Annotated in this window: 15 protein-coding genes; 14 read left to right on the forward strand and 1 reads right to left on the reverse strand. The window is 44.7% G+C overall.

The annotated features are described in order from the left end of the window. Positions 1-65 precede the first annotated feature (65 nt). Positions 66-923, forward strand: a complete 858-nt coding sequence (locus HQN88_RS12580) for a sugar phosphate isomerase/epimerase family protein (protein ID WP_173111895.1) — start codon at positions 66-68, stop codon at positions 921-923. 626 nt (positions 924-1,549) lie between these two features. Then, positions 1,550-2,665: a slipin family protein gene (locus HQN88_RS12585; RefSeq protein ID WP_173111898.1), complete on the forward strand. Its 1,116-nt coding sequence runs from the start codon at positions 1,550-1,552 to the stop codon at positions 2,663-2,665. An 89-nt stretch (positions 2,666-2,754) separates the two neighbouring features. Here HQN88_RS12585 and HQN88_RS12590 read toward each other — a convergent pair whose 3' ends face one another. Beyond that, entirely contained in the window at positions 2,755-3,594 is an 840-nt protein-coding gene (locus tag HQN88_RS12590) for a helix-turn-helix domain-containing protein (protein ID WP_173111901.1), read from the reverse strand. A gap of 225 nt (positions 3,595-3,819) precedes the next feature. On the opposite strand from HQN88_RS12590, the gene HQN88_RS12595 reads away from it, so the two are divergent. The 12 genes from HQN88_RS12595 (at position 3,820) to HQN88_RS12650 (ending at position 23,970) form a co-directional block, all read left to right on the forward strand. Further along, complete coding sequence (locus HQN88_RS12595) at positions 3,820-5,607, forward strand: family 43 glycosylhydrolase (protein WP_173111904.1); 1,788 nt, start codon at positions 3,820-3,822, stop codon at positions 5,605-5,607. A gap of 83 nt (positions 5,608-5,690) precedes the next feature. Then, positions 5,691-7,469: a cache domain-containing sensor histidine kinase gene (locus HQN88_RS12600; RefSeq protein WP_173111907.1), complete on the forward strand. Its 1,779-nt coding sequence runs from the start codon at positions 5,691-5,693 to the stop codon at positions 7,467-7,469. After that, positions 7,470-9,065, forward strand: coding sequence for a response regulator transcription factor (locus tag HQN88_RS12605; protein WP_246320204.1), 1,596 nt, complete (start codon positions 7,470-7,472; stop codon positions 9,063-9,065). It abuts the gene before it with no gap. Between the two features lie 117 nt (positions 9,066-9,182). After that, positions 9,183-10,766 carry an extracellular solute-binding protein gene (locus tag HQN88_RS12610; RefSeq protein ID WP_173111910.1) on the forward strand — a complete coding sequence of 528 codons (1,584 nt, stop codon included), beginning with the start codon at positions 9,183-9,185 and terminating at the stop codon, positions 10,764-10,766. Positions 10,767-10,793: 27 nt separating this feature from the next. Next, positions 10,794-11,750, forward strand: a complete 957-nt coding sequence (locus HQN88_RS12615; protein WP_173111913.1) for an ABC transporter permease — start codon at positions 10,794-10,796, stop codon at positions 11,748-11,750. Between the two features lie 13 nt (positions 11,751-11,763). Next, positions 11,764-12,657, forward strand: a complete 894-nt coding sequence (locus tag HQN88_RS12620; protein ID WP_173111916.1) for a carbohydrate ABC transporter permease — start codon at positions 11,764-11,766, stop codon at positions 12,655-12,657. A gap of 23 nt (positions 12,658-12,680) precedes the next feature. Next, entirely contained in the window at positions 12,681-14,693 is a 2,013-nt protein-coding gene (locus tag HQN88_RS12625; protein WP_173111919.1) for an alpha-L-arabinofuranosidase C-terminal domain-containing protein, read from the forward strand. A gap of 13 nt (positions 14,694-14,706) precedes the next feature. After that, positions 14,707-17,070 (forward strand): family 43 glycosylhydrolase, encoded by a 2,364-nt coding sequence (locus tag HQN88_RS12630; RefSeq protein ID WP_173111922.1) that lies wholly within the window; start codon positions 14,707-14,709, stop codon positions 17,068-17,070. Between the two features lie 247 nt (positions 17,071-17,317). Next, complete coding sequence (locus HQN88_RS12635) at positions 17,318-18,760, forward strand: PAS domain-containing sensor histidine kinase (RefSeq protein ID WP_173111925.1); 1,443 nt, start codon at positions 17,318-17,320, stop codon at positions 18,758-18,760. Positions 18,761-18,852: 92 nt separating this feature from the next. Further along, positions 18,853-22,008: an alpha-mannosidase gene (locus HQN88_RS12640; RefSeq protein WP_173111928.1), complete on the forward strand. Its 3,156-nt coding sequence runs from the start codon at positions 18,853-18,855 to the stop codon at positions 22,006-22,008. Between the two features lie 188 nt (positions 22,009-22,196). Then, a complete protein-coding gene (locus HQN88_RS12645; protein WP_173111931.1) occupies positions 22,197-23,090 on the forward strand; it encodes a carbohydrate ABC transporter permease in 894 nt (297 codons plus the stop codon). Positions 23,091-23,109: 19 nt separating this feature from the next. Then, positions 23,110-23,970: a carbohydrate ABC transporter permease gene (locus tag HQN88_RS12650; protein WP_173111934.1), complete on the forward strand. Its 861-nt coding sequence runs from the start codon at positions 23,110-23,112 to the stop codon at positions 23,968-23,970. Positions 23,971-23,984: the final 14 nt, after the last annotated feature.

The raw sequence follows: 23,984 nt of genomic DNA on the forward strand, positions 1-23,984 counted from the left end.
AATCAGAAGTTGCTTGGGAACGTGTTATTAAGCCAAATAAACTTCATCCGTAGGAGGAGATATCATTGAAATTTGCAGCATTTAGTGGTGTTTTTATAGCACACAGTATTCAAGAAGCTATGAAGTTAACCAAAAAGTTGGGCATGGATGGGATTGAAATTGCTGCTCGCGAGCCACATCTTTCCCCGACAACCAGTACTCCGAGAATCCAGGAAATCAAGGCGCTAGCAGCGGATCTGGGACTGGAAATTCCGGTGCTTGCCGGATATATGGGCGGCTTCTCGACGGCTAGCGATCAAGAGTGTAAGCAAGCATTTGGCGATTTTAATCGTTTGTTGGACATTGGCGGAGAGCTGGGATCTTCCATGATTCGGGTATCCCCTGGAGGGCCCAATGCTTTCATGGCAGACGACTACCACTATGCCAAAGCGGCTCACTGGCTGAATAAATGTGCTGAGGCGGCTCAGAAACTTGACATGAAAATTGTGCTTGAAATTCATAATGAATCGCTAGTAGAAACCGTTGATAGCAGCTTGAAGCTATTGAATTTGATTGAACATGACAATGTTGGGATGATTCATGACGCTGGTAATATGTATATTACGGAAACGGATTATGGCAGGGATTCAATAGTGAATCTGGACAAGCATTTGTTCCATGTTCATGTTAAAGATGAAATTCGCGTGACGGAGGTTGGTGCACCAGGCACTTTCCTTAACTTGACGCATCGCGGAGAAGAAGCGTTTCTGCAAAGTCGCTTGGGCGAGGGGGAAGCTGACCATCAACCTGTGTTCGATGCGCTCAAAGAAGTCGGTTATAACGGCTGGATCACCTTGGAATGCCATGCGCCATTTCCTGCCTACGAGCGGTTAATGTATGATTTGCAAGTAGTCAAGAACATGTTGTCTAGGGGACATGCTTGACCTATTCCGGCTGTAACACAAAAGCATCTTTTCTGATAACTCGGATATAGTGGCTATGAAAGGACTCTCTGTGCAAGATGGAGAGTCCTTTTTGCATTAAAAAAGGAAAACTTTTGACCAGTCGCCATACTTTCACCATGTTCGTTCTTACGGAAATAAGAGATGATAGCTGTGGATGTAAGTACGGATGACTTTACCTAGGCTAGGATTTCAAATAGTCCGGCAGTGCTCACACATCTCTATGTGTTTGTATCCTGTATTGTCATTTCGGCGTACATTCCCCAAATGCAGGGGTTCGAATCCCCTATCGTGTGGAACGATTAGCTCAGTGGTAGAGCACTCGACTTTTAATCGAGCAAACGAATATTCTATTTGATCGTGTACTGGAGTCTTCTGTGGCATTCAAATTGCACACTGCGCTACGGCTCTGCAATCTGCGGATACCGATTGTAAGAATGTGTAAAACCATTTGTAAATAACGGAAGAGAGACGGTTTGCTAGTGAAAAACCTAACTTTTTCAACTACTTGCAAATAGCATTACGCTGTACTTGCATACTTAAGCAGAATTCCGCCTTCATCGCAGGAGGACTCCAACTACGTGATCTAACATTCAAGGAGGTTTATTATGTTTAAAAAAGTGACGATACACAATGACGAACGAGGACTGCTTTTTCGTAAAGGCAGTTATTATAAAAGTTTACAACCAGGCACGTATCGGTTGTCACCATTTGCAGATGATCATGTAGAGACACTAAATATCATGAACTCTTTTCATGTAAAAGGAAAAGATCTTCCGTTGTTTATGCATGACGAAATACTCATCAAAGAGCTGGATACTATTCAGGTTCAAGACAATGAGTATGTGCTGCATTATGAAGATGGCAAATTCGTGGGATTGTTGACAGCTGGAAGATATGCTTTTTGGAATGTCCTGAAAGAGCATACTTATCTTCGTGCAGATATACGAAATCCTGAATTACCCACTGACATTGATTCAGTTATCATTCCAAAGCTAATCGGTTACTATCAAACATTTGATGTGGCTAGTCACGAAAGTGGCGCATTATTTTATAATCATGTCATGCAGAAGGAGCTAGCTCCTGGCAAATACTATTTCTGGAAGGGACCCATAGGCGTCACTGTGAAAACCGTGGACCTGCGTCAACAGCAAATGGATATGACAGGGCAAGAAATGATGACGGAGGATAAGGTAACCCTGCGACTTAACTTTGTGTGCCAATATCGCATTGTGAATCCACTTCGGGCGCTTGAAATCAAATCATTTGAAGAACAAATGTACATTCAATTGCAACTTGTCTTACGTGAGTATGTGGGTACTTTGAAATTAGATGATTTGCTGAAAATGAAACAGGAAATCACCAGCTACGTATTGTCACGCTTGAATGAGAAAAGTCTAGATTATGGCGTACAATTCTTGTCGGCTGGAGTCAAAGATATTATTTTGCCAGGTGAGATAAAAGACATCCTGAATACAGTCTTGTTGGCTGAGAAGAAAGCTCAAGCCAATCTCATCACGCGGCGTGAGGAGACTGCTTCTACGAGAAGCTTGTTGAATACAGCTAAACTTATGGATGAGAACCAAACCCTGTTCCGGTTGAAGGAGCTTGAATTCCTAGAGAAGATTTGCGAGAAAATCGGGACGATTTCTTTTAATGGTGGAGGCAATTTACTAGAGCAGTTGAACTCTTTCGTTGGAGATAGAAATCTTTCTAAGAACTGATAGATGTTATTAATTGACATGAAAAAGCCGTAGACGATGTTGGTCTATGGCTTTTTGGCGTCCACATAATCAGAAAATGCCTTCCTCTCCTATCCATTTTGACTAAATATCCTACGAAAGTCGCTTGGTCTTACGCTGGTTTTACTATGGAACAGGTTCGAAAAATAATGCGGATCCTCATATCCCAGCTTATAACCAATATCACTAATGGTTAGTCGTGTGTCGAGGAGCATCAGTTTAGCGGATTCTATTTTTTTAGTAATGACATAGTTATAGATGGTTGTTCCGATTTCTCGTTTAAATAAGCGATTCATTTGTTTCATGGATAGGCCAATATGGGAGGAGAGCCCGCGCGAGTCGAAAGGATGAAGGATGCTGTTATCCAGAAATTGCTTGATAGCTTGTACGCTTGATGTTAAGGCATTACCTCTTTTACGCAACTTTTCAGAGAGGCCTACGATCATTCGCATGAGGATAATTTGAAGCTCGGTTTGCATGTCCTCGACGGATTTGCGCTGTGCAGCTTCAATAGCCTCATTAAACAAATGCGCTAGCCCGCTGTCCTTAGTCACGATATGGGAGAGTAATTGATAAGCTTCGAGCATCTTTATCAGCCAGTTCCCACTAATATTCAGCCAGATGTAACTCCATTGCTCCTCGTGATTGATGTCCGATGTAACCTCATGGTAGCAACTTGCTGGGAGGATAAATAGGTCCCCCTGACAAGCTGTATAGGATTGGGTACCGACTCTAACAACACCTTGACCTGATAATACAAAACCGAAAACAGTAATCGTAGCAAGCGTACGGATGTTCCTGTAATCCTTCTCGCAATAATTAATTCCTAGAAACTGCACACTCAGTGGAGGGGAATCCCCTACTACTGGCAGGTGATAGATAGGCCCGGACTTGCTAGGTTTATTTAACATTACGGATATGAGGAATTCCTTTCTTCATCTGGGGTGAGGATTCGTTTATAACGATTCTTCTTGCGGTAATTCTACCAAGAACCCACGATTCAGATCAACACCTATATTCGTTTATCGATGTCCCTTTTCCTCACCACACACACCTCTTTCTCTATTAAGCGTTTGCACAAAGGGCGGTATACTTATCCTACAAACACAACCAGATAGATGAAAGGAATCATCGAAATGAAGAACGATTTTATTAAGCAGCCCCCGCATCCAGAGACGGAATGGTCAGCGTGTACAGGATATTCGGAATCTGCCTTACCCATAGAACGAATCCTAGATGTCTCGTTAAGTGATGCGAGTATTTGTAAGGGACCTGATTATATGTACTATTTGACTGGAACTACGGATGGCTCAAATATACAGGTGTGGACCTCCCCCGACTTCAAGTCATGGAGCGAACCGAATACCGTATGGAGTTTGGAGAAAGACGGCACGTGGCAGAAGGCAAGTGAAGGATCAAACGGCATTTGCTCTCCGGAAATCCACTATGTAAAAGGCGCGTTCTGGATTACCTACGGATTAAAGGAAGGCGGCACGGGATTGCTTCGAAGCTTGTCTGCTTCTGTTCAAGGTCCATTTCGAGATATGGGGAAAATAACGGATGACGGGCAGGATGCTTCGCTGTTCGAGGATGAAGATGGAGCCGTTTATTGGGTTTATGGCAATGGCAACATCGCTCGAATGACGGAGGATCTGACAGGTCTAGTGGAATCCCCTCGAATGGCAGAGGTTCAGCCTTGGAAGGTTGCGGGGCGGGAAGATCATCCCTCGTTTAGTCAGCATGTACAGGTAGGAACGTATGGGGCCTTTTTATACAAAAGGGACGGGTATTACTACATGTTCTGCGCAGATGCCCTTGCTAGGATGGGGAGCGATGCTGTAGATACCTTCGTCGCGGTGAGCGAGTCGATTTATGGTCCCTATAGTCGGCGATATTTGGCACTTCCTCATGGCGGTCAAATCTCGATATTTACAGATATAGACAATCAATTGTATGCCTCTTTTTCGGGATGTGGCAGCTATTCACTAGTCGAGCATTATCCTTCCTTATTACCAATGTGCGTGGTAAATCCAGGCTTTATTCGACCAAGTGAGGACGTATTACTTGAAAAAGGTGGGGTAGGAACTCTAAAGCCCATCGCTGACTTTCCGATTCGTGATCCGCATATTAGCACAGGGCCAGATGGCACTTATTATTTGACGGGGACGTCGGATAAGCCGCATCACAATTTTTGGGACCGAAATAACCAGCTTCATGTGTGGCGTTCACAAGATTTGAAGGAATGGCACCATGTAGCGAAGGTATGGGATTTGTTCGAGAATGGCACTTGGGAGAACAATATTTATGAGAACCCGTGTCTGTGGGCACCAGAGATGATATTTGTGTATGATACATTTTGGATTACGTATTCACTTCAAGGCGGTGGTACGGGGATGATTAAAAGTATTACTGGACAAGCAGAGGGACCCTATATCGATATGGGACGCATGACGAATACGGATATTGACTCCAGCCTGTTCCAAGATGAGGACGGTCAAGTCTATTTTATTTGGCAGGACGGTAAAATTGCCAGGATGAAGACGAACATGACAGGCTTTGCGGAAGACCCTCGTAAACTAATATGCTCCGACGGGCAGCGCGTAGGTTACGAAGGTGCCTTCATCGTGAAATATAAAAGCAAGTATATTCTGGGGGCAGCAGAATGGAATGGTGATAAACGCGTCGACGGTACCTACGATTTGATGTATGCGGTAGCGGATGAGCTGTACGGACCGTACACCCCAAGGCGATTGGCAGTTCCGCATGGCGGCCACGGAACGATGTTTATTGCTCATGACGGCAGACTTATGTCAACATTTTTTGGCAACGATCGCACTGCGCCATTCCGAACGCGTCCAGGAATTGTTCTGCTTGGGGTCGCAGAGGATGAAGAAGGGCTATGCATTGTGCCTTGTAGTGAGTAATATAAGAACATGAATCAAGCTCTGGATTGGGCTGGGTTCATGTTTTTTCTTTTGTTAGACGAAAAGGAAGGGGCCGCCAGCTCATGAAGTTGTTCTCCATTAGAAAGTTGATTTCTCCGACAGGAAGCATCCAAGGGAAAATCTTTGTGGCATTTAGTCTGGTTACGCTAATTGGGATCGTTGCTGTGACAAGTATTGTTTATTTATATATGAGAGAAACTGTGAAGAACAACGCTATTACTTCTGTAAACGAAAGTATACGTCAGGCTGATGAATCATTAAATCTCCGTCTGGAGGAGGTTAGTCGATTAAATACGGTCGTGGCTACGAATAAAACAGTCCTGGATACGTTGCTGAGCAAAACTGAGGAACCAAGCTACGAATGGTTTCAAGAGCAGAAGCGGATCGAGGAATTTTTGTCCGCATTGATTGCTTATAAATCTTACATTTCACGTGTGGCCGTCATAGGCTTGAACCAAAAGGTGTTTTTCGTTGGATCGCCGTGGCTTGATAAGAATGTGTTGTTCTCACCGATGATGGACGCATTACTTCAAAATGGGTCAGGTCATGCCTATTTTCATCAAACAGGTTTCAATAACTCCATCGTTACCGGACGCGAACTCCGTTATAATCGTAATTTAATCGGTATGGTGATGTTCGATCTCAATGACGATTTCATTAAGAAAATCTATGATGTCAAACCGACATCAGATAGTATGCTGTACGTGGTAGATAGGAAAAATGAATTCATATATGAGCCCAAATCGAGTGTTTTTAATAAAGAAACCTTCATTCAATTCAATCAGCAGATGGCCGGAACGGACGGTTCGGTTGAAAGAGTTATTAACCAGCAATCTTACCTCGTAATCACTCGGAAATCCGACTATACAGGATGGTCCACAGTGGCACTCGTTCCAATGAAGTCTCTATTGACGGAAACGACCCATATTCGGAATGTACTAGCAACCGTGGCTATCATTGTTTTTGTAATCATTGTCATTGGGACGCTGCAAGTTTCCTCCAGAATAACAAGGAATATCCGAAGACTACGATCCATGATGATGCATGTTATGGAAGGCAATATGACGCTTCCACCCGTTGAAATTCATTCCAAGGATGAAATAGGGCAGCTATATCAAGTTTTTAAGGGCATGGTTGAAGAACTAAAACGTTTACTTGAAGGAATCGTAACGACCGAGAAAGAGAAGCGTGAAGCAGAACTGGCCGTTTTACAAGCTCAAATACGTCCGCATTTCCTCTATAACACGCTGAACACGGTCAAGTATTTGGCCAAGATTAACGGGGTGCCGAATATTGTAGAGGTATCAGAATCCTTAATAGAGCTGATGCGCGGCGTTCTCGGGAATACGAATGAATTTCTTACGCTGCAAGAAGAATTGCAGTACGTCCGCAGTTACGTAACCATTGAAAAATATAAATATGTAGAACCCCTCAATTTGAATATAGAAGTGGAAAAAGAAGAGCTTTTACAGCTCAATGTTCTGAAGTTAATGCTGCAACCACTTGTAGAGAATGCCATTCTTCATGGACTAACCGCTTCAGAATTTGAGGGTGTGGTGTTGATTCGGATATATGAAGAAAACAAAGAGCTGAGAATTGAAGTCAGAGATAACGGTAAAGGGATGTCTCAGGAACAGATAAAAGCGCTGTTTGAAGTGAATAAAGTTCAGACAAATACGCGCTTCAGTGGTATGGGAATTCGAAACGTTCATGAACGCATCGTGCGATTGTTCGGAGAACCCTTTGGCGTGTTTGTGTATAGTGAACCAAATTCGCATACGACTGTGCAGATTAGATTTCCGTTGCTGCCGGTTAAGAATCACTTGCTTGAGGAGGGATGAATGATGTTTCAAGTATTATTAGTTGATGATGAGGCGTTGGCACGTCATGACGTGAAAAGTATGTTGGATTGGGAAAAGCATGGGTTCACAATATGTGGTGAGGCGTACAACGGGTCTATGGCACTTGCCATGATGGAACAGATGACGCCGCATATCGCGATCTTGGATGTGAGCATGCCGATCATGAATGGGGTAGAGCTAAGTCAGGAGATCAAGGGAAAATATCCAAAGGTTAAAATGATCATGCTGAGCAGCTTTGACGACTATGATTATGTTCGGACTTGTCTGATGAATGGGGCTATTGATTACTTGCTCAAACATCGCTTACATGCGTCAGCACTTCTGACTCTGCTCGATAAAGCCGTCCAAGAACTGCAGACTGAAGAAGCTCGAAACGCGCAGAGCAAAATGATTGAACACCTAAGTCCGGTTATTCTTCGCGAGCATGTAGCCAATTTGGCTAGAGATGTTGGCGATGCTAGTGAAGCGCTGCAGTACTATGCACGTGACAATCAACTCTATATGAATTCAATTAACTATGGATCTGCTGCTGTACAGATCGTGCCCTTCCTGTTATTGACGGAGTCTTTAACCGATGTACAAAAGAATCGCTTAGTGCATCAAGCGATCGAAGTTATGCAGATGGCGATTGGTGATGTTCAGAAACGAACGGTGGGCTACGTAGGGGAAGGACGATTTATCATTTTGTTTTCCTCAGAGGAGCGAAGTGAACATGCGGTTACGACGCAAATAAATCAAGCGATGAGCGCACTATCCCATTCCCTCGAGAAATTTCTTAATTTAAAATGCGTTTATGTCATAGGACCACTATGTGGCAACTTGAGACTAATTGGTTCTAGCTATACCAAAGCGAACCAAGAGTTGAACGTCCAACACAATCAAGGTCTGAACGCATCCAACTTAAAAGATTCCTTGTTTATGAGGGAACAGAAGCAGTTGCTGCTATATCTGGAGCAATTGGATGGCGAAAGAGTGAGCCAATTCATTATGTCTATATTTGCTGAACTTCGCAGCCAGCCTGTGTATGGGATGACTGTTCAAATCATAGTCGGTGAAATGCTTCATATTGTTGAAATGGCGTGGAAGCGGCATAATCCGCAGACTGTTATAGAAGATACCGAGCATATCCCCACAAGGGCAGAACTTGGACGTATTGGAAGTGTCACTGAGCTTGAGATTTGGATGGTAAACTACTATGCACGCCTTGTTGAGGCTATTAAAAAACAGCGTGTAGCAGGATCTTACTCGCGCCATATTTCGAAGGCACTGCAGTTTATAGCAGAGAACTACGCTTCTAATATTTCTTTGGATATGATGGCGAGTTCTCTTAATCTAAATGCATCCTACTTAAGCAGACTGTTCAAAGAAGAAATGCAAATGACATTTACTGAGTATTTGAACCGAGTTCGCATTCAAACCAGCTGCATGCTCATGCAGTCAGGTACATATGCGTTGAAACAGATCAGCAGTGAGGTCGGTTTTTTAAGTTACACGTATTTTTTCAAAGTATTTAAAAGTATGACAGGTATGACGCCTCAGGTGTATATGGATCAACTAAAACAGTCAAAAAAGTAGAATGAAAAGTCATAAGAGTTGAATCGCTGAAAAGTGATTATTCCTTATACTGAGATCAACCCTTAGAAAACGCTTTCTTGATAGGGGAGAAAACAACTTGATCGGAGGAACAAAAGCATGAAAAGAAATTGGGGGACCGTACTTTTATCAACGTTAGTCATTTCCAGTATGACACTTTCCGCTTGCAGTTCGGACACATCTAGTAAAGAGAATGAGGGTAAAACCCCAACAGATGGGACGAAAGGTGTGGCTGCAGCAGGTTTTCCTATCGTTAAAGAGCCTCTGAAGTTGAAAATGTTTACACGAATTGCACCAACCAATGGGCCGTTCAAAGATATGCCGGTGTTCCAGGACTACGAAAAAATGAGCAATGTTCAAGTTGAATTTATTGAAGCACCAACGGATGGATTTAATGAGAAGAAGAACTTGCTGTTTGCCTCGAATGAACTCCCTGATGTGATGTACCGCTCAGGTCTTACACAATTAGAAGCAATTCGTTATGGTACTGGTGGTCAATTAATCCCACTAGAGAAGCTGATAGAAGCTTACGCACCTAACTTGAAAAAATTAATGGAAACGTATCCAGAGATTCGTTCCGCTATTACAACACCTGAAGGTCACATTTATGCCCTACCAGGTATTGTGAGTGTTAACTCGGCCAGAACCGATAAAAAATGGATAAATCAAGCATGGCTGAAGAAGTTGAATTTGAAGGAACCAGAAACGACGGATGAGCTGTATGAGGTGTTGAAAGCTTTCAGGGACAAAGATCCCAATGGCAACGGCAAGCAGGACGAGCTTCCAATGACGGCGCGTAATGGCCTCAGCATCGTACCGATCATGGCGGGCTCATTCGGTCTGGATTTCCAATTAGGTTATAACATTAACCTAGAGAATGACAAAGTTAATATTTGGATGGGAAGCGATCGGAATAAAGAATTACTGATGTATTTGAATAAGTTGTATGCAGAAAAGCTGCTAGATCCAGAGCTATTTACGCAAAAGGAAGCGCAATATCTGACGAAGCAAGGGACAGGAAATACGGGGTTCTTCTTCGATCAGACGAACAATCCCATGTTGGATGGGAAGGTTCAAGATCAATATATCGGGATAGCACCACCTAAGGGACCGCATGGAGATAGATTGCAGTTAGCCTCACCGGTACCGAGAGATTTTGGCGCATTTGCGATCACATCGGTAAACAAGAACCCGGAAGCAACGATGCGTTGGGTTGATTACTTCTTCAGTGACGAGGGATCCACCATGCTGCGCTTCGGTCGTCAGGGTGAGAATTATGAGTTGAAAAATGGAATTCCTTATTACACGGATGCTTTCTTGGCTACAGGCAATCAATCCAAAATTACCCCTTATGCTGGGGGCGGAGCACCGCATCTCATCAGTGAAAAGGTTGCTTCTTACATTAATCCACCGCAGGTTCAAGAAGCACAGAAGAAGCTTGATCCGTTCATGCCGAAGATTCGCTATGCAGCGCCGATGTTCGATGAGCAAACAGCGCAACAGATTAATATCCTTCGCAACGACATTGATAAATATTACGAAGAGCAGAGCACGAAATTTATTGCTGGCGCCCTTAGCTTTGATAAGTGGGCAGAGTTTCAGAATACATTAAAGAAAATGAAAATCGATGAACTGCAGAAGCTGTATCAGGTTGCCTATGATAACCTCAAAGGGCAAAAATAAGCACGACTGGCGGCTGGAGGGCTACAGATGAACAATACAGCAAAAACAGCAGGCGTTGCGTCTCGAACCAAATTGAGGCGCTCCAGCCTCTTTAAAGCGATAAGTACTCGCTATGATCTCTACTTGATGCTCCTCATTCCCCTTGTATGGTACCTAGTATTCCATTATGGCCCCTTATATGGTTTGCAAATTGCTTTCAAAAACTTCAGTCCGGCGAAAGGGATTAGCGGAAGCGCATGGGTAGGTCTCGATCATTTCCAGCGATTCGTAGAATCGTATTATTTCTGGCGGTTGTTATGGAACACGATCTCAATTAACTTGTTCTCTTTATTATTTGCTTTTCCAATCCCTATTCTTCTTGCCTTAATCGTTACCGAAATTCGTAATAAGTCATTCAGTAAAATTGTGCAAAACATTACGTATATCCCACATTTCATCTCCATCGTCGTCATGGTAGGGATGCTAATGTTGTTCTTATCTCCGCGTGGTGGTCCTTTGAATGCCATTATTGAGGCGTTGGGCGGAGATCCAGTTCGATTTCTCGATTCGGCAGCGTGGTTCAAGCCGATCTTCATTAGCTCGAATATATGGCAAAATATGGGGTGGCAATCCATTATCTATATTGCAGCGCTTGCCGGAGTCAATCCGCAGCTGTATGAAGCGGCTAAGATGGATGGAGCCAGCCGGATGCGGCGCATTTGGCATGTATCGATACCCGGCATTCTTCCAGTCATCGTCATTTTGCTTATTTTGGATGTCGGTCATTTCATGAATGTAGGTTTTGAGAAAATTTTGCTGATGCAAAATAATTTGAACTTAGATTCCAGTGATGTGATTTCCACTTTCGTGTACTCAACAGGTATTTTAAAAGGCGAATACAGCTATACGGCAGCTATTGGCTTGTTTAACTCTGTCATTAACTTGGTATTATTATTACTCGTGAATCGCTTTGCCCGTAAAAAGGCGGAGACTAGTCTTTGGTGAGGAGGGACCTGTGATGCAGGAACAAATGCTTAAGAAAAGGAAGTCGGATGAGAAAGTATTCGATGCCGTAGTTAACGGATTAGCCTTCCTTATCGTCGTGGTGGTCCTGTACCCGCTCCTATTTATCGTGAGTGCCTCCTTCAGTGACCCTTCGTTGGTCCTGAATGGGGATGTGATTTTGCTGCCGAAACAGATCACCCTAGAGGCATATCGGAACGTCTTTCAAAACGAGCAAATATGGAACGGATACGGAAATACCATTTTGTACACGGCAGTAGGGACGATTATCAATTTGATTATGACGACATTAGCGGCCTATCCGCTGTCGAGACCTGACCTTCCTGGGCGGGGAATATTCATGGTATTTATCACGCTAACGATGTTTTTCAGTGGGGGACTGATCCCGTCTTATCTCCTCGTGAAAAATTTAGGCATGGTGGATACGATGTGGGCGCTAGTCATCCCCGGAGCGATTGCCACCTATAATTTGATTGTCATGAGAACCTATTTTCAATCGAACATCCCGTGGGAGATCCAAGAAGCGGCCCATATGGACGGTTGTTCGAACTGGAAATTGTTAACTCATGTGATATTACCGTTATCGAAGCCGATTATGGCGGTAATGGTCCTATTTTATGCGGTCGGTCACTGGAACTCGTTCTTTAATGCTTTGATTTATATTCGCAGCAAAGATTTATACCCGTTACAACTAGTGTTGCGTGAAGTGCTGATGGTCAGTCAGGCGGATGTTGTGGACAGCAGTGTAGGTCTTGAATCCAAAATTCTATTGGCTGAAAGCATCAAATATGTCGTCATTATTATTTCCAGCCTACCCGTATTACTGATGTATCCTTTTGTACAAAAGCATTTTGTGAAAGGCGTTATGATTGGTTCACTAAAAGGATAAGAATGGAAGGAAGCGTTATGTTCATGGGAGCAAAAGCGAAGATTCAAGTGAATACGAATCATGTCGGTAAAGACAGAATTAATCCGTATGTATTCGGCCATTTTGTGGAAGATATTCGTGATCATATGGATGCGATGTTGGCGTATCCGCTGTCGGATATGGACTTTGAAAGCAACGATGTATTGTATAGGGGGCTGTCTGGAAACTGGCGACCATTCACGAATGGGAAAAGCACGGTATTTGCGCTCGAACCTGCTGCTACCTATCACTCCGGGCATAGCCAACTGATACGTATATATAGCGATGACGAGGCCTACGCAGGCATCCGTCAAGCGATTGCTGTAAAAGAAGATCGGCAAGGCTACGAATTAGTTCTATATGCTAGAGCTTCTATTGAAATTAAGTTCCTTACCGCAGAGATCGTGGACGCATCAAGTGGAGAAGTGCTGGGGTCTAGCGGCATCGAGATTGAAAGTCATAACTGGAAGCAATATGCATCTCGTATCAAAGTCAGTCGAATTTGTGAGCAAGCAGAGTTCAGGATTTATGTTTCTGCGGAGCATGAACGCTGGAGGGATCATGTGTCTACAGGGATGCTTTGGCTGGATCATATTTCGCTGCTTCCATCTGACAGTATTGGCAATGTTCGCAAGGAAGTTGTGGAGATGACGAGGGACTTGAACGCGGGTATGATGCGGCTTGCAGGGAATTATATTAGTGCTTATCACTGGCAGCAGGCGATTGGTCCTGTATACGAGCGTCCTTGTGTGATTAACGAAGCATGGGGAGGTTGGACGAATAAGTATTTTGGTACAGACGAGTTTATCGAGTTTTGCCGTGACTTGCAAGTGGAACCGCTGATTTGTGTGAATGATGGTTCCGGTACACCTGAAGAAGCAGCCGAATGGGTGGAGTATTGTAATGGCGGTTTGGATACACCGATGGGAAAACTGCGGGCTGCGAATGGGCACGCTGAACCGTATGGTGTGAAGTACTGGGAGATTGGCAACGAAGTCTGGGGACCTTGGCAAGTTGGGCATTGCAGTGCAGAGCAATTCGCAGATCGTTACGTGCGATTCGCCCAAGCGATGAAGGCCATCGATCCTGAGATTAAGCTGCTTGCTTGTGGTGATGACAAGCAAGATTGGAACCAGATCCTGCTAGCGCGCGCTGCAGAGCATATGGATTATTTAACATTGCATTTGTATCACGGCTACAACCGATTTGGGATGAATGATCGTACGCCGAAAGAAGAGCGGTATAAAGCGATCCTTTCCTATCCAGAATGGACACGGGAATCTGTACGACAAGTGAGAGAGTTAATTAACTCCGATTCGCGCTATACGCATCTAAAATTGGCGATCACGGAATATAACACGATGTACTATCCGAATACGATCCGCAAGGGGCTTCCGAATGAACACACCCTTGAAGCAGCTGCGGCGAATGCAGCGAATTTGAATGAATTTATTCGAAATTGCGATCTCCTCGAGATCGGCAGCTTCTCCGATTTAGTCAATGGCTGGCTTGGCGGGTGTATTCGAGTAGGAGATTTCTACGCGGATCAGTTTCGAGGTAAGTCCTCAGGAAGAACGGAGAACGCTTTAACCGTATATGGCACGCCAACCTATTATGTCATGAAGATGTACGCAAACAGAGATTTGGGCTATGTCGTTCAGAGTCATATCGAATGCGGCAGCTTTAGCGTGAATAGCCTTGTACCTACATCACCTAAGCTAGTGGATCTACCGAATTTGGACGTTGTAGCCTGCAAAAGTATTGACGGAGATAAACTAACGACTTTTATTGTTAATCGAAGTCTCGATGATATAGTAACGGACGTACATCTGGATGGATTTGTAACGTCGGGCACAGCTCGTCTAATAGCATTAACAGGGGAACATGCGGAGGCTTTCAATGATGTGCACCACCCGGAGGCAGTGGTCTGTGAAGCATGGAACGTTGCTATTGTGAACGCCCAAGTGAACTGTGTGTTGAAGGCAACGTCTGTTTACGTACTGGAAATCACTCGCTAAAAGGGATAATCGGATGATACAAGTTAAGAACGCATGGAGATGGATTATCGTTGTTTGTGTGCTACTTTCGGCGATTGTGACGATTACGATTATGCCTCAGCTCTGGGGAAAGAAAGGGACGGAGAGGATGGGTATATCCTTAAGTCAGACGTACCAGAATCCGTTCGTATTGGACCAGGAATGGGAGGATTACGGGATCGGAGATCCTTATGTTCTTCGTTTTGACGGCAAATATTATTTGTATTGCAGCACGAAGGATCGAAGAGTCGGCGTGAAAGCATGGAGCTCGGACGATCTTGTGAACTGGCGCTATGAAGGCTTGGTAACCGAGGAGGCGATCAGTGAAGGTGCGTATGCACCCGAGGTCGTTTATTGGAACGGTGCGTTCTATATGTACACTTCACCTGCGGGCAAGGGACATTACGTCCTGCAAAGTGATAAGCCGACTGGTCCGTTCGTACAGAAGACGGAGAATCTTGGCCTAACAATCGATGGCTCTGTATTTATTGACGACGATGAGAAATGGTATTTCACGCACGCCAAGTTGAACGGTATTATGGCAAGCTTGATGACGGATCCCTATACGATTGAAGAGGGTCAGCAGTTGAACGCCACACTCGGGCATTGGACCGAAGGTTCGATGATCATCAAGCGAGCTGGACGATATTTTATCACATACACAGGCAATCATGTTTTTAGCAAAGGCTACCGTGTCAACTATGGGGTCAATCATACATCCCCGATTGGTACCTATACAATCCCTGAGAATAATCCGATTCTAATTTCCACAGCCAATGATTTCAATGGTCTTGGACACAGTGCGACAGTCATGGGTCCTGATCTAGATTCGTATTATATGGTCTACCATAACCTAGTCGGACGTTCTGCAGAAGGACCGCCTGTTCGTAAACTAAACCTGGATCGGCTCGTGTTCAACGGTGACAAGATGTCTGTCCTCGGTCCGACAAACGGCTCCCCACAGGAAGCACCAAGAATGCCGGTGTTTCACGACGTTCCGGGTGCTGCGCCAGCTGCTGACAAATGGGAGCAGATGAGCCAAGCAGGAGGTACGGAGACTTTGTTGACAAGAGCAGCTACAGGCAGTCCGTACACGGCCGAATACAATTTCAAATGGAATGAAGCGGAAAGTGATGGACTGAATTCTTCGCTGGATGCCATATTCGCTTATAAGGATGCGGGAAATTTCCGAAGGGCACGTATCAACAAAACGACTTTGGAGCTTGCCCTAATTGACCGAGTGAATAGCGTCGAAACGGTTGTTGCGACGAAGCCGCTGCCGAAAGGGACGGATTTAACAAAGGTTCATACGATCCGGATTGAGTCAAGCAGATCGAGTACGATGCTCTATTGGGACGGACTTTTGAAGATCGAGCATGCCGCAATGGCTAGCAAAGCTGGCCGAATTGGCTATGCGTGGCCGCAAGGGGCCAAGCCTGATCTGCACTACACAGCCTTCTCGAATGAAGCGAATGGGAGCAGTGATACGCATGGGATCAAACCCTTGCCCGGTACGTTGGAAGCTGTTCATGCTGAAGTGGAAGGCAGTCCAGTTATCCAATCGGGCTTAACGCCTGATGGCAGTGATGTTGTCGTCCTTTCAAAAAAGGAAGATGGTCTCAACTTTCCGATCAACGTTCGCGAGGGTGGCAGCTATTTGTTTTCCGTTAACGCAGCGAAATCCTCGTCGGGCTCAACGTTGAGGTTCATCGTAAATGGCACGACCAAGTCTATCAAGCTGGACGCGTCTTTATTCGCAGACGATGCGGCGTGGACAAAGATACCGCTTGGTGAGTTCGAGCTGAGGGCGGGAACACAATGGCTGTCACTGCGCGGGGCGAAGGGAGAAGTCACGCTTCGATACATCGAAGCTAGTCGAGCGGTAGCTGTGCCAGAGCAGACGGTCATTAAGCCGACGGCCGTTGGCCTTGTCAATCGATTCGGAGGTGAACCCGGTTGGATGGATTATACCGTAAGCTTCGATGTGACGCTCAAAGCAACAACGTCTGATGAAGCAGGTGTCCTGCTACGGACGACGAACGAGTCAGATTTTAAGGATCAGGTCAAGGATGCTTTCATGGGCTATACGCTTGCTTTTCGGAGTGACAAATTACTGCTGCGGCGTGTGAACTATGAAAATACCGTGGAAGCGATATCCAGCGCTCATGCTTTTAAACCCGGACAAACACACCACATCTCAGTGAAACTAAAAGGGCCAACCATTGAAGTTTTCTCCGATGATAGTCCGAAACCTATCTTAACTTGGAAGGATCCGAATGCGTTTCTACTAGGTCGTGTCGGAATGCGTGGCGTATCGACAGCGTGGACGATCTCAGCGCTAACGGTAGCCAACAAGTAGCAATGATTTGCGAGAAAATCGGGACGATTTCTTTTAATGGTGGAGGTAACTTACAAGAGCAGTTGAACACTTCGTTGGAGATAGAAAGATATCTAACTAGTAGATATAATAAAGCCATAGACGATGTTGGTCTATGGCTTTTTGGCGTCTACATGATTTCGTTTGAGGTCTTGGACGTTGAATAAAAGGATTTTTCCAAAAGGAGACGAATAAAAGCTAAATCATATTTATTAGGGGACGTTCGCACATGAGACTGAAAGAATACTTAATAGATTCCTTAATGAACTTAACTTCCGATGGTATTGTAATTGTTGATGTAAATGGTGCTGTGTTAGAGGTGAATAAGAAATTTGAAGAGTTACATGGCTGGACGAGGGATGAAGTTATCGGGACCATATTGCCGATGGTGCTAGAGCAGGATAGAGCAGATGCGCTTCAACTCTATCAATCATTAATAAACGGCGAGCCAATCAAGAATTTCGAAGCGATAAAACTTAGAAAAGATGGATCTACCTTTTATGCGAGTGTTACCGTTTCACCTGTGAAAAATAACGATGGTTTAGTTATTGGATTTGTCGGTGTGGAAAGGGACATTAGTGAAAGGAAAAAAGCAGAAGAGGAGCTTTTTGAAAGGGAAAAACAGTTTAGAAAGTTGCTCAAACTTAACCCAGAACCCATTGCGCTACACAAGGACGGGTTCATTCAGTTTGTGAATGATGCTTGCAGTAAACTTTTTGGCGGTGCTTCATCAGACGATTTCAAAGGGAAATCCATCTATGATTTTTTCTGCGCAGCGGATAAAAACCTCATTGCTGCGCGGCTTCAGCAGGTAATGCAGATGGATCAGGATAACTATAGTGAATTTTTTGAGAGAAAGATGCGCAAGTTAGACGGCACTATCTTTGATGCAGAAATGTCCTCCATATATATCTATAAAGATATGGGAAATCCGGTTGTACAGAGCGTAATTCGTGATCTCACGGAGCGTAAAAAGTCCGAAGAAGCGATTATAAGATCAGAGAAACTATCGCTCATTGGTCAATTGGCTGCTGGTATCGCCCATGATATTCGGAATCCTTTGACTTCCTTGAAGGGATTCGTACAATTATTAAAAACTAGAAATACAGACTACGTTGATGTGATGATGGAAGAGCTTGAACATATTAATTATGTCGTCAATGAATTTATGACCCTAGCAAAGCCACATCTGAATTACTACATAGAGAGTAAGGTTCTAGAGCTTGTTCAAAGTGTCATTGGTTTTTTACAACCGCATGCTCATTTGTATAACGTTCAAATTCAATTGGAATTGGATCAAGAAATCCCGGTCATCTATTGTAATCCGGATCAAATCAAACAAGTGTTAATAAATGTGTTGAAGAATGCGATTGAGTCGATGGATAGTGGGGGAGTGATTCACATCTCATTCAGAATTTCTTCCCAACAGTCTTTGGTTATTAGTGTCAAAGATCAAGGAATAGGGATTTCTGAGGAACGATTAACGCAGTTAGGGGAGCCGTTTTACACCACAAAGGCTAATGGAACCGGTTTAGGATTAATGGTTTGCAAGCGAATTGTTGAAGGGCATGGAGGCAAATTGACGATTCTAAGCAAAATAAAGCAGGGGACTACGGTTGAAATAGAACTTCCTTTAGCTTCAATGGACAATAGCATGGAAATAAAAAAATGATTTTACCCCGTATGAATCATCCATTTACCCATCACGTCTAAAGGCAGTTATCCCTTAAAATATTCATAACCTGGATTGAAGGGAGTATTGTGATGTTTTGGACAGTGGAGAAGTTGCAAGCGCGAATTCATGAATTAGAACCTTATCGCTATCGTGGTGAAAAGGTTATAGATACGTTTCGGATCAAACTTGATGCCGATGGCGTCATTGGAGCCTATCCTTCCGAAGACGGCGAGTGGGATTCAATTCGAATCGGAGACCGTTGGAAAGGCCGGGATGTGTACTATTGGTTAGCTGCGGATCTGTTTATTCCTGCCGAGTGGAAAAGAAAGAAGGTGCTCGGTCGGTTTAAGCTTGGACAGACTGGTGAAGGAACGAACAGCGGTTTCGAATCGCTTCTTTTTTTGAACGGGGAGCCGTATCAGGGCGTTGACTCGAATCATGACGAAGTGTTTTTCCCAGAAGCATCGATTGGTTCCGAGGTGAAGCTTCGCTTCCGCTTGTGGTCTGGATTAGGAGGTTATCAGAGCTTACGTGAGATGGAAAGCAAGCTAGAATTGGCGACTGTAGGTTGGCTGGATGAAGCTTGCGATGATCTGTACTACACAGCCAAGGCATTGCTGGAAACGATTCGGATTTTGGATGAACGCCGTCTGGAACGGCACGAACTGCTGACTATGTTGGATCAAGCTTTCCTCCTGCTCGATTGGTCGAGGCCAGGGAGCGATGCTTTCTACAACTCCGTGGCGAGTGCTCAGGCACAATTGCAAATGGCACTGACATCAATGCCGAAGTTGCATGCTGTTGTTGTTCAATGCATAGGACACACGCATATCGACGTCGCTTGGCTCTGGCAGTTGAAGCATACGAGGGAAAAAGCAGCGAGATCCTTTTCAACTGTGCTCCGTTTAATGGAACAGTACCCGGAGTACATTTTCTTACAAACACAGCCACAGCTGTATGAGTATATCAAGTCGGATTATCCGGATATTTATGAGCAAATCAAGGAACGTGTCAAAGAAGGACGATGGGAAGCTGGAGGTGCGATGTGGCTCGAGGCGGACTGCAACCTAGCGTCTGGCGAATCGCTTGTGCGGCAGCTATTATACGGCACCCGATTTTTCCGCGAGGAATTTGGTGTGGAATGCAAGTATTTGTGGTTGCCTGATGTGTTTGGTTATAGCTGGGCGTTGCCGCAAATTTTGCGGAAGTCCGGCATTGAATCTTTCATGACGACGAAAATCAGCTGGAATCAATATAATCGGATGCCTCACGACACATTTATGTGGAGAGGGATTGATGGAACGGAAGTACTGACTCATTTCATTACGACGCCGGATCCCGGCTCCAGTGAAGGAGCTTTCTACTATACGTACAACGGGAAAGTTACGCCATCTTCGGTGCAAGGTATTTGGGACGCCTATCGGGATAAGGCGCTTAACTCGAATTTACTGCTGGCATATGGCTTTGGCGATGGCGGAGGCGGTGTCAATCGGGAAATGCTGGAGATGAGACGCAGGCTGGATCAAATACCTGGCATTCCCGCGGTGAAGACGGGGCGCGCTGACACCTATTTTGACAAATTGCAGCAAGAGGTCTCAAATTCAAAGTCCTACGTACACACTTGGGATGGTGAATTGTATCTGGAGTTACACCGTGGTACCTATACAAGTCAAGCTTATAATAAGCTTATGAATCGTAAGTTAGAGCTGCTATATAGAGAAACGGAATGGCTGCAAGTCATGAGCAGTTTATTGAATGCCAGCGCACAGGCAGCGAACGGCGAAAGTTCACGTCTTCTCTATGAAGGCTGGAAAATTATTTTGCGAAACCAGTTCCATGACATTATCCCAGGTTCGTCGATTCGTGAAGTCTATGAGGACAGCAGGGTTGAATACAGCGAAGCGCATGCTATTGGAGATAACGTGTGGAAACAATCCGCATCGTATTTGACAGATGGCAAGCAGGGAAGTGGAATGTTGGTGTTCAACAGTTCGCCGTGGGAGCAGACGGATATCGTATGCTTGCCCCAAAGTGAAGCCGGTATTGAAGAACTGTGGTTGGATGCTCAAAATTGTCCGTTGGAGACACAGCTAGTCGAGGGTAGCCAGTTGGTTAAGGTGGAGAAGATTCCATCGATGGGATACACGGTGATTCGTCAAGCCGATCAAGCGGATACGTTTATGCAAAAGGTAAAAGAAAATCCATTCATGAAGTTGCCTCAGGGGATAATAACCCCTTTCTACGAAATTGAATGGAATGCCAGTGGACAGATTGAACGACTCTACGATCGGACTGAGAAGCGGGAAGTTATCTCTGAGGGTCAGACCGGCAACCGATTCGAAGTGTTTGAAGATAAGCCGAAAGGTCGGCACGAGGCTTGGGATATTGACATTTTTTATACGGAGAAAAAGCAGGAAGTTTCCTGCGTGACCCGCATGGAAGTGACAGACACGGGTGCCTTGGCGGCGATTGTCCGCTTTGAGTGGTCTTATATGGACTCTACTGTTGTGCAAGATATGGTGCTCTATGCGCATAATCGCAGAATCGATTTCAAGACACAGGTCAATTGGCACGAGCCGCGTAAACTGTTAAAAGTAGCATTTCCCGTGCGAATTCGGGCCACGGAAGCGACATACGATATCCAATTCGGCAACGTGAAACGTCCTACGCATTGGAATACGAGCTGGGACTATGCACGCTTTGAGTCTGTTGGTCATCAGTGGGCTGATTTGTCGGAACGAGGATATGGCGTCAGCCTTCTGAACGATTGCAAATATGGGTATGACATCAAGGACAATGTGATGAGATTAACGCTAATCAAGTCTGCGATGGTTCCGGACCCTACGGCGGATATTGGTGAGCATCACTTTACGTATTCGCTGCTACCGCATGCTGGAGATTGGTATGACGGCAAAACGATGCAATCCGCCTACGCGCTGAATAATCCACTTACGTATGCGTCTGGAACGCCTGAGAAAGCTTCATTCAGTATGTTCCGTCTATCCTGTGAGCATGTCATGATTGACGCGGTTAAAGCAGCAGAGGATCAGGACGCCGTCATTTTGCGTATTCATGAGTTCGCGGGCATATGCGGACCGTTGGAGATTACAAGCGACGTCAGGATCGTGTCCTGGCAGGAGTGTGACCTGCTCGAACGACCTGAAGGAGAGCAGCGGTATGACGATCTCATAAGTGTTCAGATGAAACCTTATGAGATCAAGACATTTATGATCCATTTCAACTAAATTTACATGCCGACAAGGCCCCAAATCACTTTGGGGCCAATTTGCATTTCATCCGTATCTCCTCGTGCATCCTCCTATGAGGAAGATAGTTGATTTGTCATACGGACACAGTTGAATTACCACTCCCGCCTTGAAGCGCGGTTGTACTATGCTTAAACCACAATTTCAGTTTAAGGAGAAGATGACACATGCGCAAAAGGAATTCCCTCTTCAATTCCTATGTTTTTATTTTTCCAAGTCTATTCTTAACTCTGGCGCTAGGCATATATCCGCTTATTTGGGCGCTTCGTTATATGTTTTACGACTATCAGGGGTATGGGGAAGAGAAATTCATCGGTATTGATAACTTTACAAGATTGCTGCGGGATACAGAGTATTGGCACTCCGTGTACAACACGTTCATTTATGCGGGTGGCAAGCTAATTATTGTTCTGCCGCTTTCACTTATCCTTGCTGTTATTCTCAATCGGGGAATCAAAGGAAGAGTGCTGCTAAGAGCCGTGTATTTCATGCCGACGATTATAAGCACATCCGTCATGGCTATCGTCTTTTTCACTATTTTCAATTCGTATAACGGACTTCTCAATCAATTCTTGCTCAAATATGGCCTAATCTCCAAATCGATCGATTGGCTGGGGCCGGATTATGCCATGATAACCGTTATTATAATGGCGATATGGGGAGCGATCGGTAACTATATGCTTCTGTTCATAGCCGGATTGCAAGGAATTCCAGATGATCTATACGAAAGTGCATCCATAGATGGAGCGAATGTGGTTCAAAAGTTTTGGTACATTACGATCCCGATGCTCGGACCTGTCCTGCAGATGATCGTTATGCTCGCTATTATTAACTCTCTTAAAGGGTATGAAAGTATTATGGTTATGACCGAGGGTGGACCTTTCGGCAAAACTGATGTCATGTATCTGTATGTGTACAAGCTGTTTTTCCCAGTCTCAGCAACTTCCCCGACGGTACAGCAGATTGGTTACGGTAGCGCTGCTGGTTTCGTAACAGCACTCATTGTCGGACTAATTACGATTGCATATTTCAGGATGTCCAAACGATTGAATCAGGATTAACAAAGGAGGGTATACAAGGATGACAAGTATGAAATCAGGTGGCTTCCTGGGCAACCGAATTATTGGGCATAGTATCAAATGGATATTTTTGATAGCAATTGCCTTTTTTACGATATTCCCCATTATTATGGCGATGTTGGGCTCTGTCAAAACGAATGCAGAGTTAACAACTGGAGCTACGTTATTACCTTCCGTTTGGAAGTTCTCCAACTACGCAACGGCCTGGAAGCAGGCTAACTTTGCCCAGTTTACGTGGAATAGCCTCTTTATCAGCATCATCGTAACGATCGGAACGCTGCTCGTTGCAACGATGTCCGCTTATGCGGTGGACAGAACGAAATTCCCTGGGAAGCGCTTGTATGTGTCTTTACAAGCGAGTACAATGTTTATTTCCATTGGTGCTGTTGTTTTAATGCCGCAGTTTAATCTCATGGTTAAGCTTGGTTTAAACAAATCACTTTGGGGTGTCATCATCATCCTCATTAGCTCGCATGCGGTGATTTATTTTATGCTGATCGGCTTTTTCAAGGCGATTCCTAAGGATCTTGACGAGGCTGCCTATATCGATGGCTGTAATTTCTTTACGGTTTACTGGCGGATTATTCTACCGTTATTGCGTCCTGCACTAGGGGTTACTGCCTTGTTCACGTTCCGAGGGGCGTGGAATGAATATATATTGCCATTGGTTTTCACCATGACGAATCCGAAACTACAAACACTGACCGTTGGTCTTGCTAATTTGCGCTACGGTATTGGCGCCGCTGCAGAGGCTCATCTCATGATGGCTGGCGCGTGCTTGTCATTCCTTCCAATCCTAGTCGTGTATATCTTAGCGAATAAGTCGTTCATCCAAGTAACGGCTGGGAGCGTAAAAGGATAGCCCTACCGAAGCAT

This window comes from Paenibacillus qinlingensis (genome assembly GCF_013204845.1).
Taxonomy (GTDB): domain Bacteria; phylum Bacillota; class Bacilli; order Paenibacillales; family NBRC-103111; genus Paenibacillus_E; species Paenibacillus_E qinlingensis.

Bases quoted from the DNA above. Each gene is read 5' to 3' on its own strand.
- HQN88_RS12585 (WP_173111898.1), top strand. From the start codon at position 1,550: ATGTTTAAAAAAGTGACGATACACAATGACGAACGAGGACTGCTTTTT.
- HQN88_RS12590 (WP_173111901.1), bottom strand. From the start codon at position 3,594: ATGTTAAATAAACCTAGCAAGTCCGGGCCTATCTATCACCTGCCAGTA.
- HQN88_RS12595 (WP_173111904.1), top strand. From the start codon at position 3,820: ATGAAGAACGATTTTATTAAGCAGCCCCCGCATCCAGAGACGGAATGG.
- HQN88_RS12600 (WP_173111907.1), top strand. From the start codon at position 5,691: ATGAAGTTGTTCTCCATTAGAAAGTTGATTTCTCCGACAGGAAGCATC.
- HQN88_RS12605 (WP_246320204.1), top strand. From the start codon at position 7,470: ATGATGTTTCAAGTATTATTAGTTGATGATGAGGCGTTGGCACGTCAT.
- HQN88_RS12610 (WP_173111910.1), top strand. From the start codon at position 9,183: ATGAAAAGAAATTGGGGGACCGTACTTTTATCAACGTTAGTCATTTCC.
- HQN88_RS12615 (WP_173111913.1), top strand. From the start codon at position 10,794: ATGAACAATACAGCAAAAACAGCAGGCGTTGCGTCTCGAACCAAATTG.
- HQN88_RS12620 (WP_173111916.1), top strand. From the start codon at position 11,764: ATGCAGGAACAAATGCTTAAGAAAAGGAAGTCGGATGAGAAAGTATTC.
- HQN88_RS12625 (WP_173111919.1), top strand. From the start codon at position 12,681: ATGGGAGCAAAAGCGAAGATTCAAGTGAATACGAATCATGTCGGTAAA.
- HQN88_RS12630 (WP_173111922.1), top strand. From the start codon at position 14,707: ATGATACAAGTTAAGAACGCATGGAGATGGATTATCGTTGTTTGTGTG.
- HQN88_RS12635 (WP_173111925.1), top strand. From the start codon at position 17,318: ATGAGACTGAAAGAATACTTAATAGATTCCTTAATGAACTTAACTTCC.
- HQN88_RS12640 (WP_173111928.1), top strand. From the start codon at position 18,853: ATGTTTTGGACAGTGGAGAAGTTGCAAGCGCGAATTCATGAATTAGAA.
- HQN88_RS12645 (WP_173111931.1), top strand. From the start codon at position 22,197: ATGCGCAAAAGGAATTCCCTCTTCAATTCCTATGTTTTTATTTTTCCA.
- HQN88_RS12650 (WP_173111934.1), top strand. From the start codon at position 23,110: ATGACAAGTATGAAATCAGGTGGCTTCCTGGGCAACCGAATTATTGGG.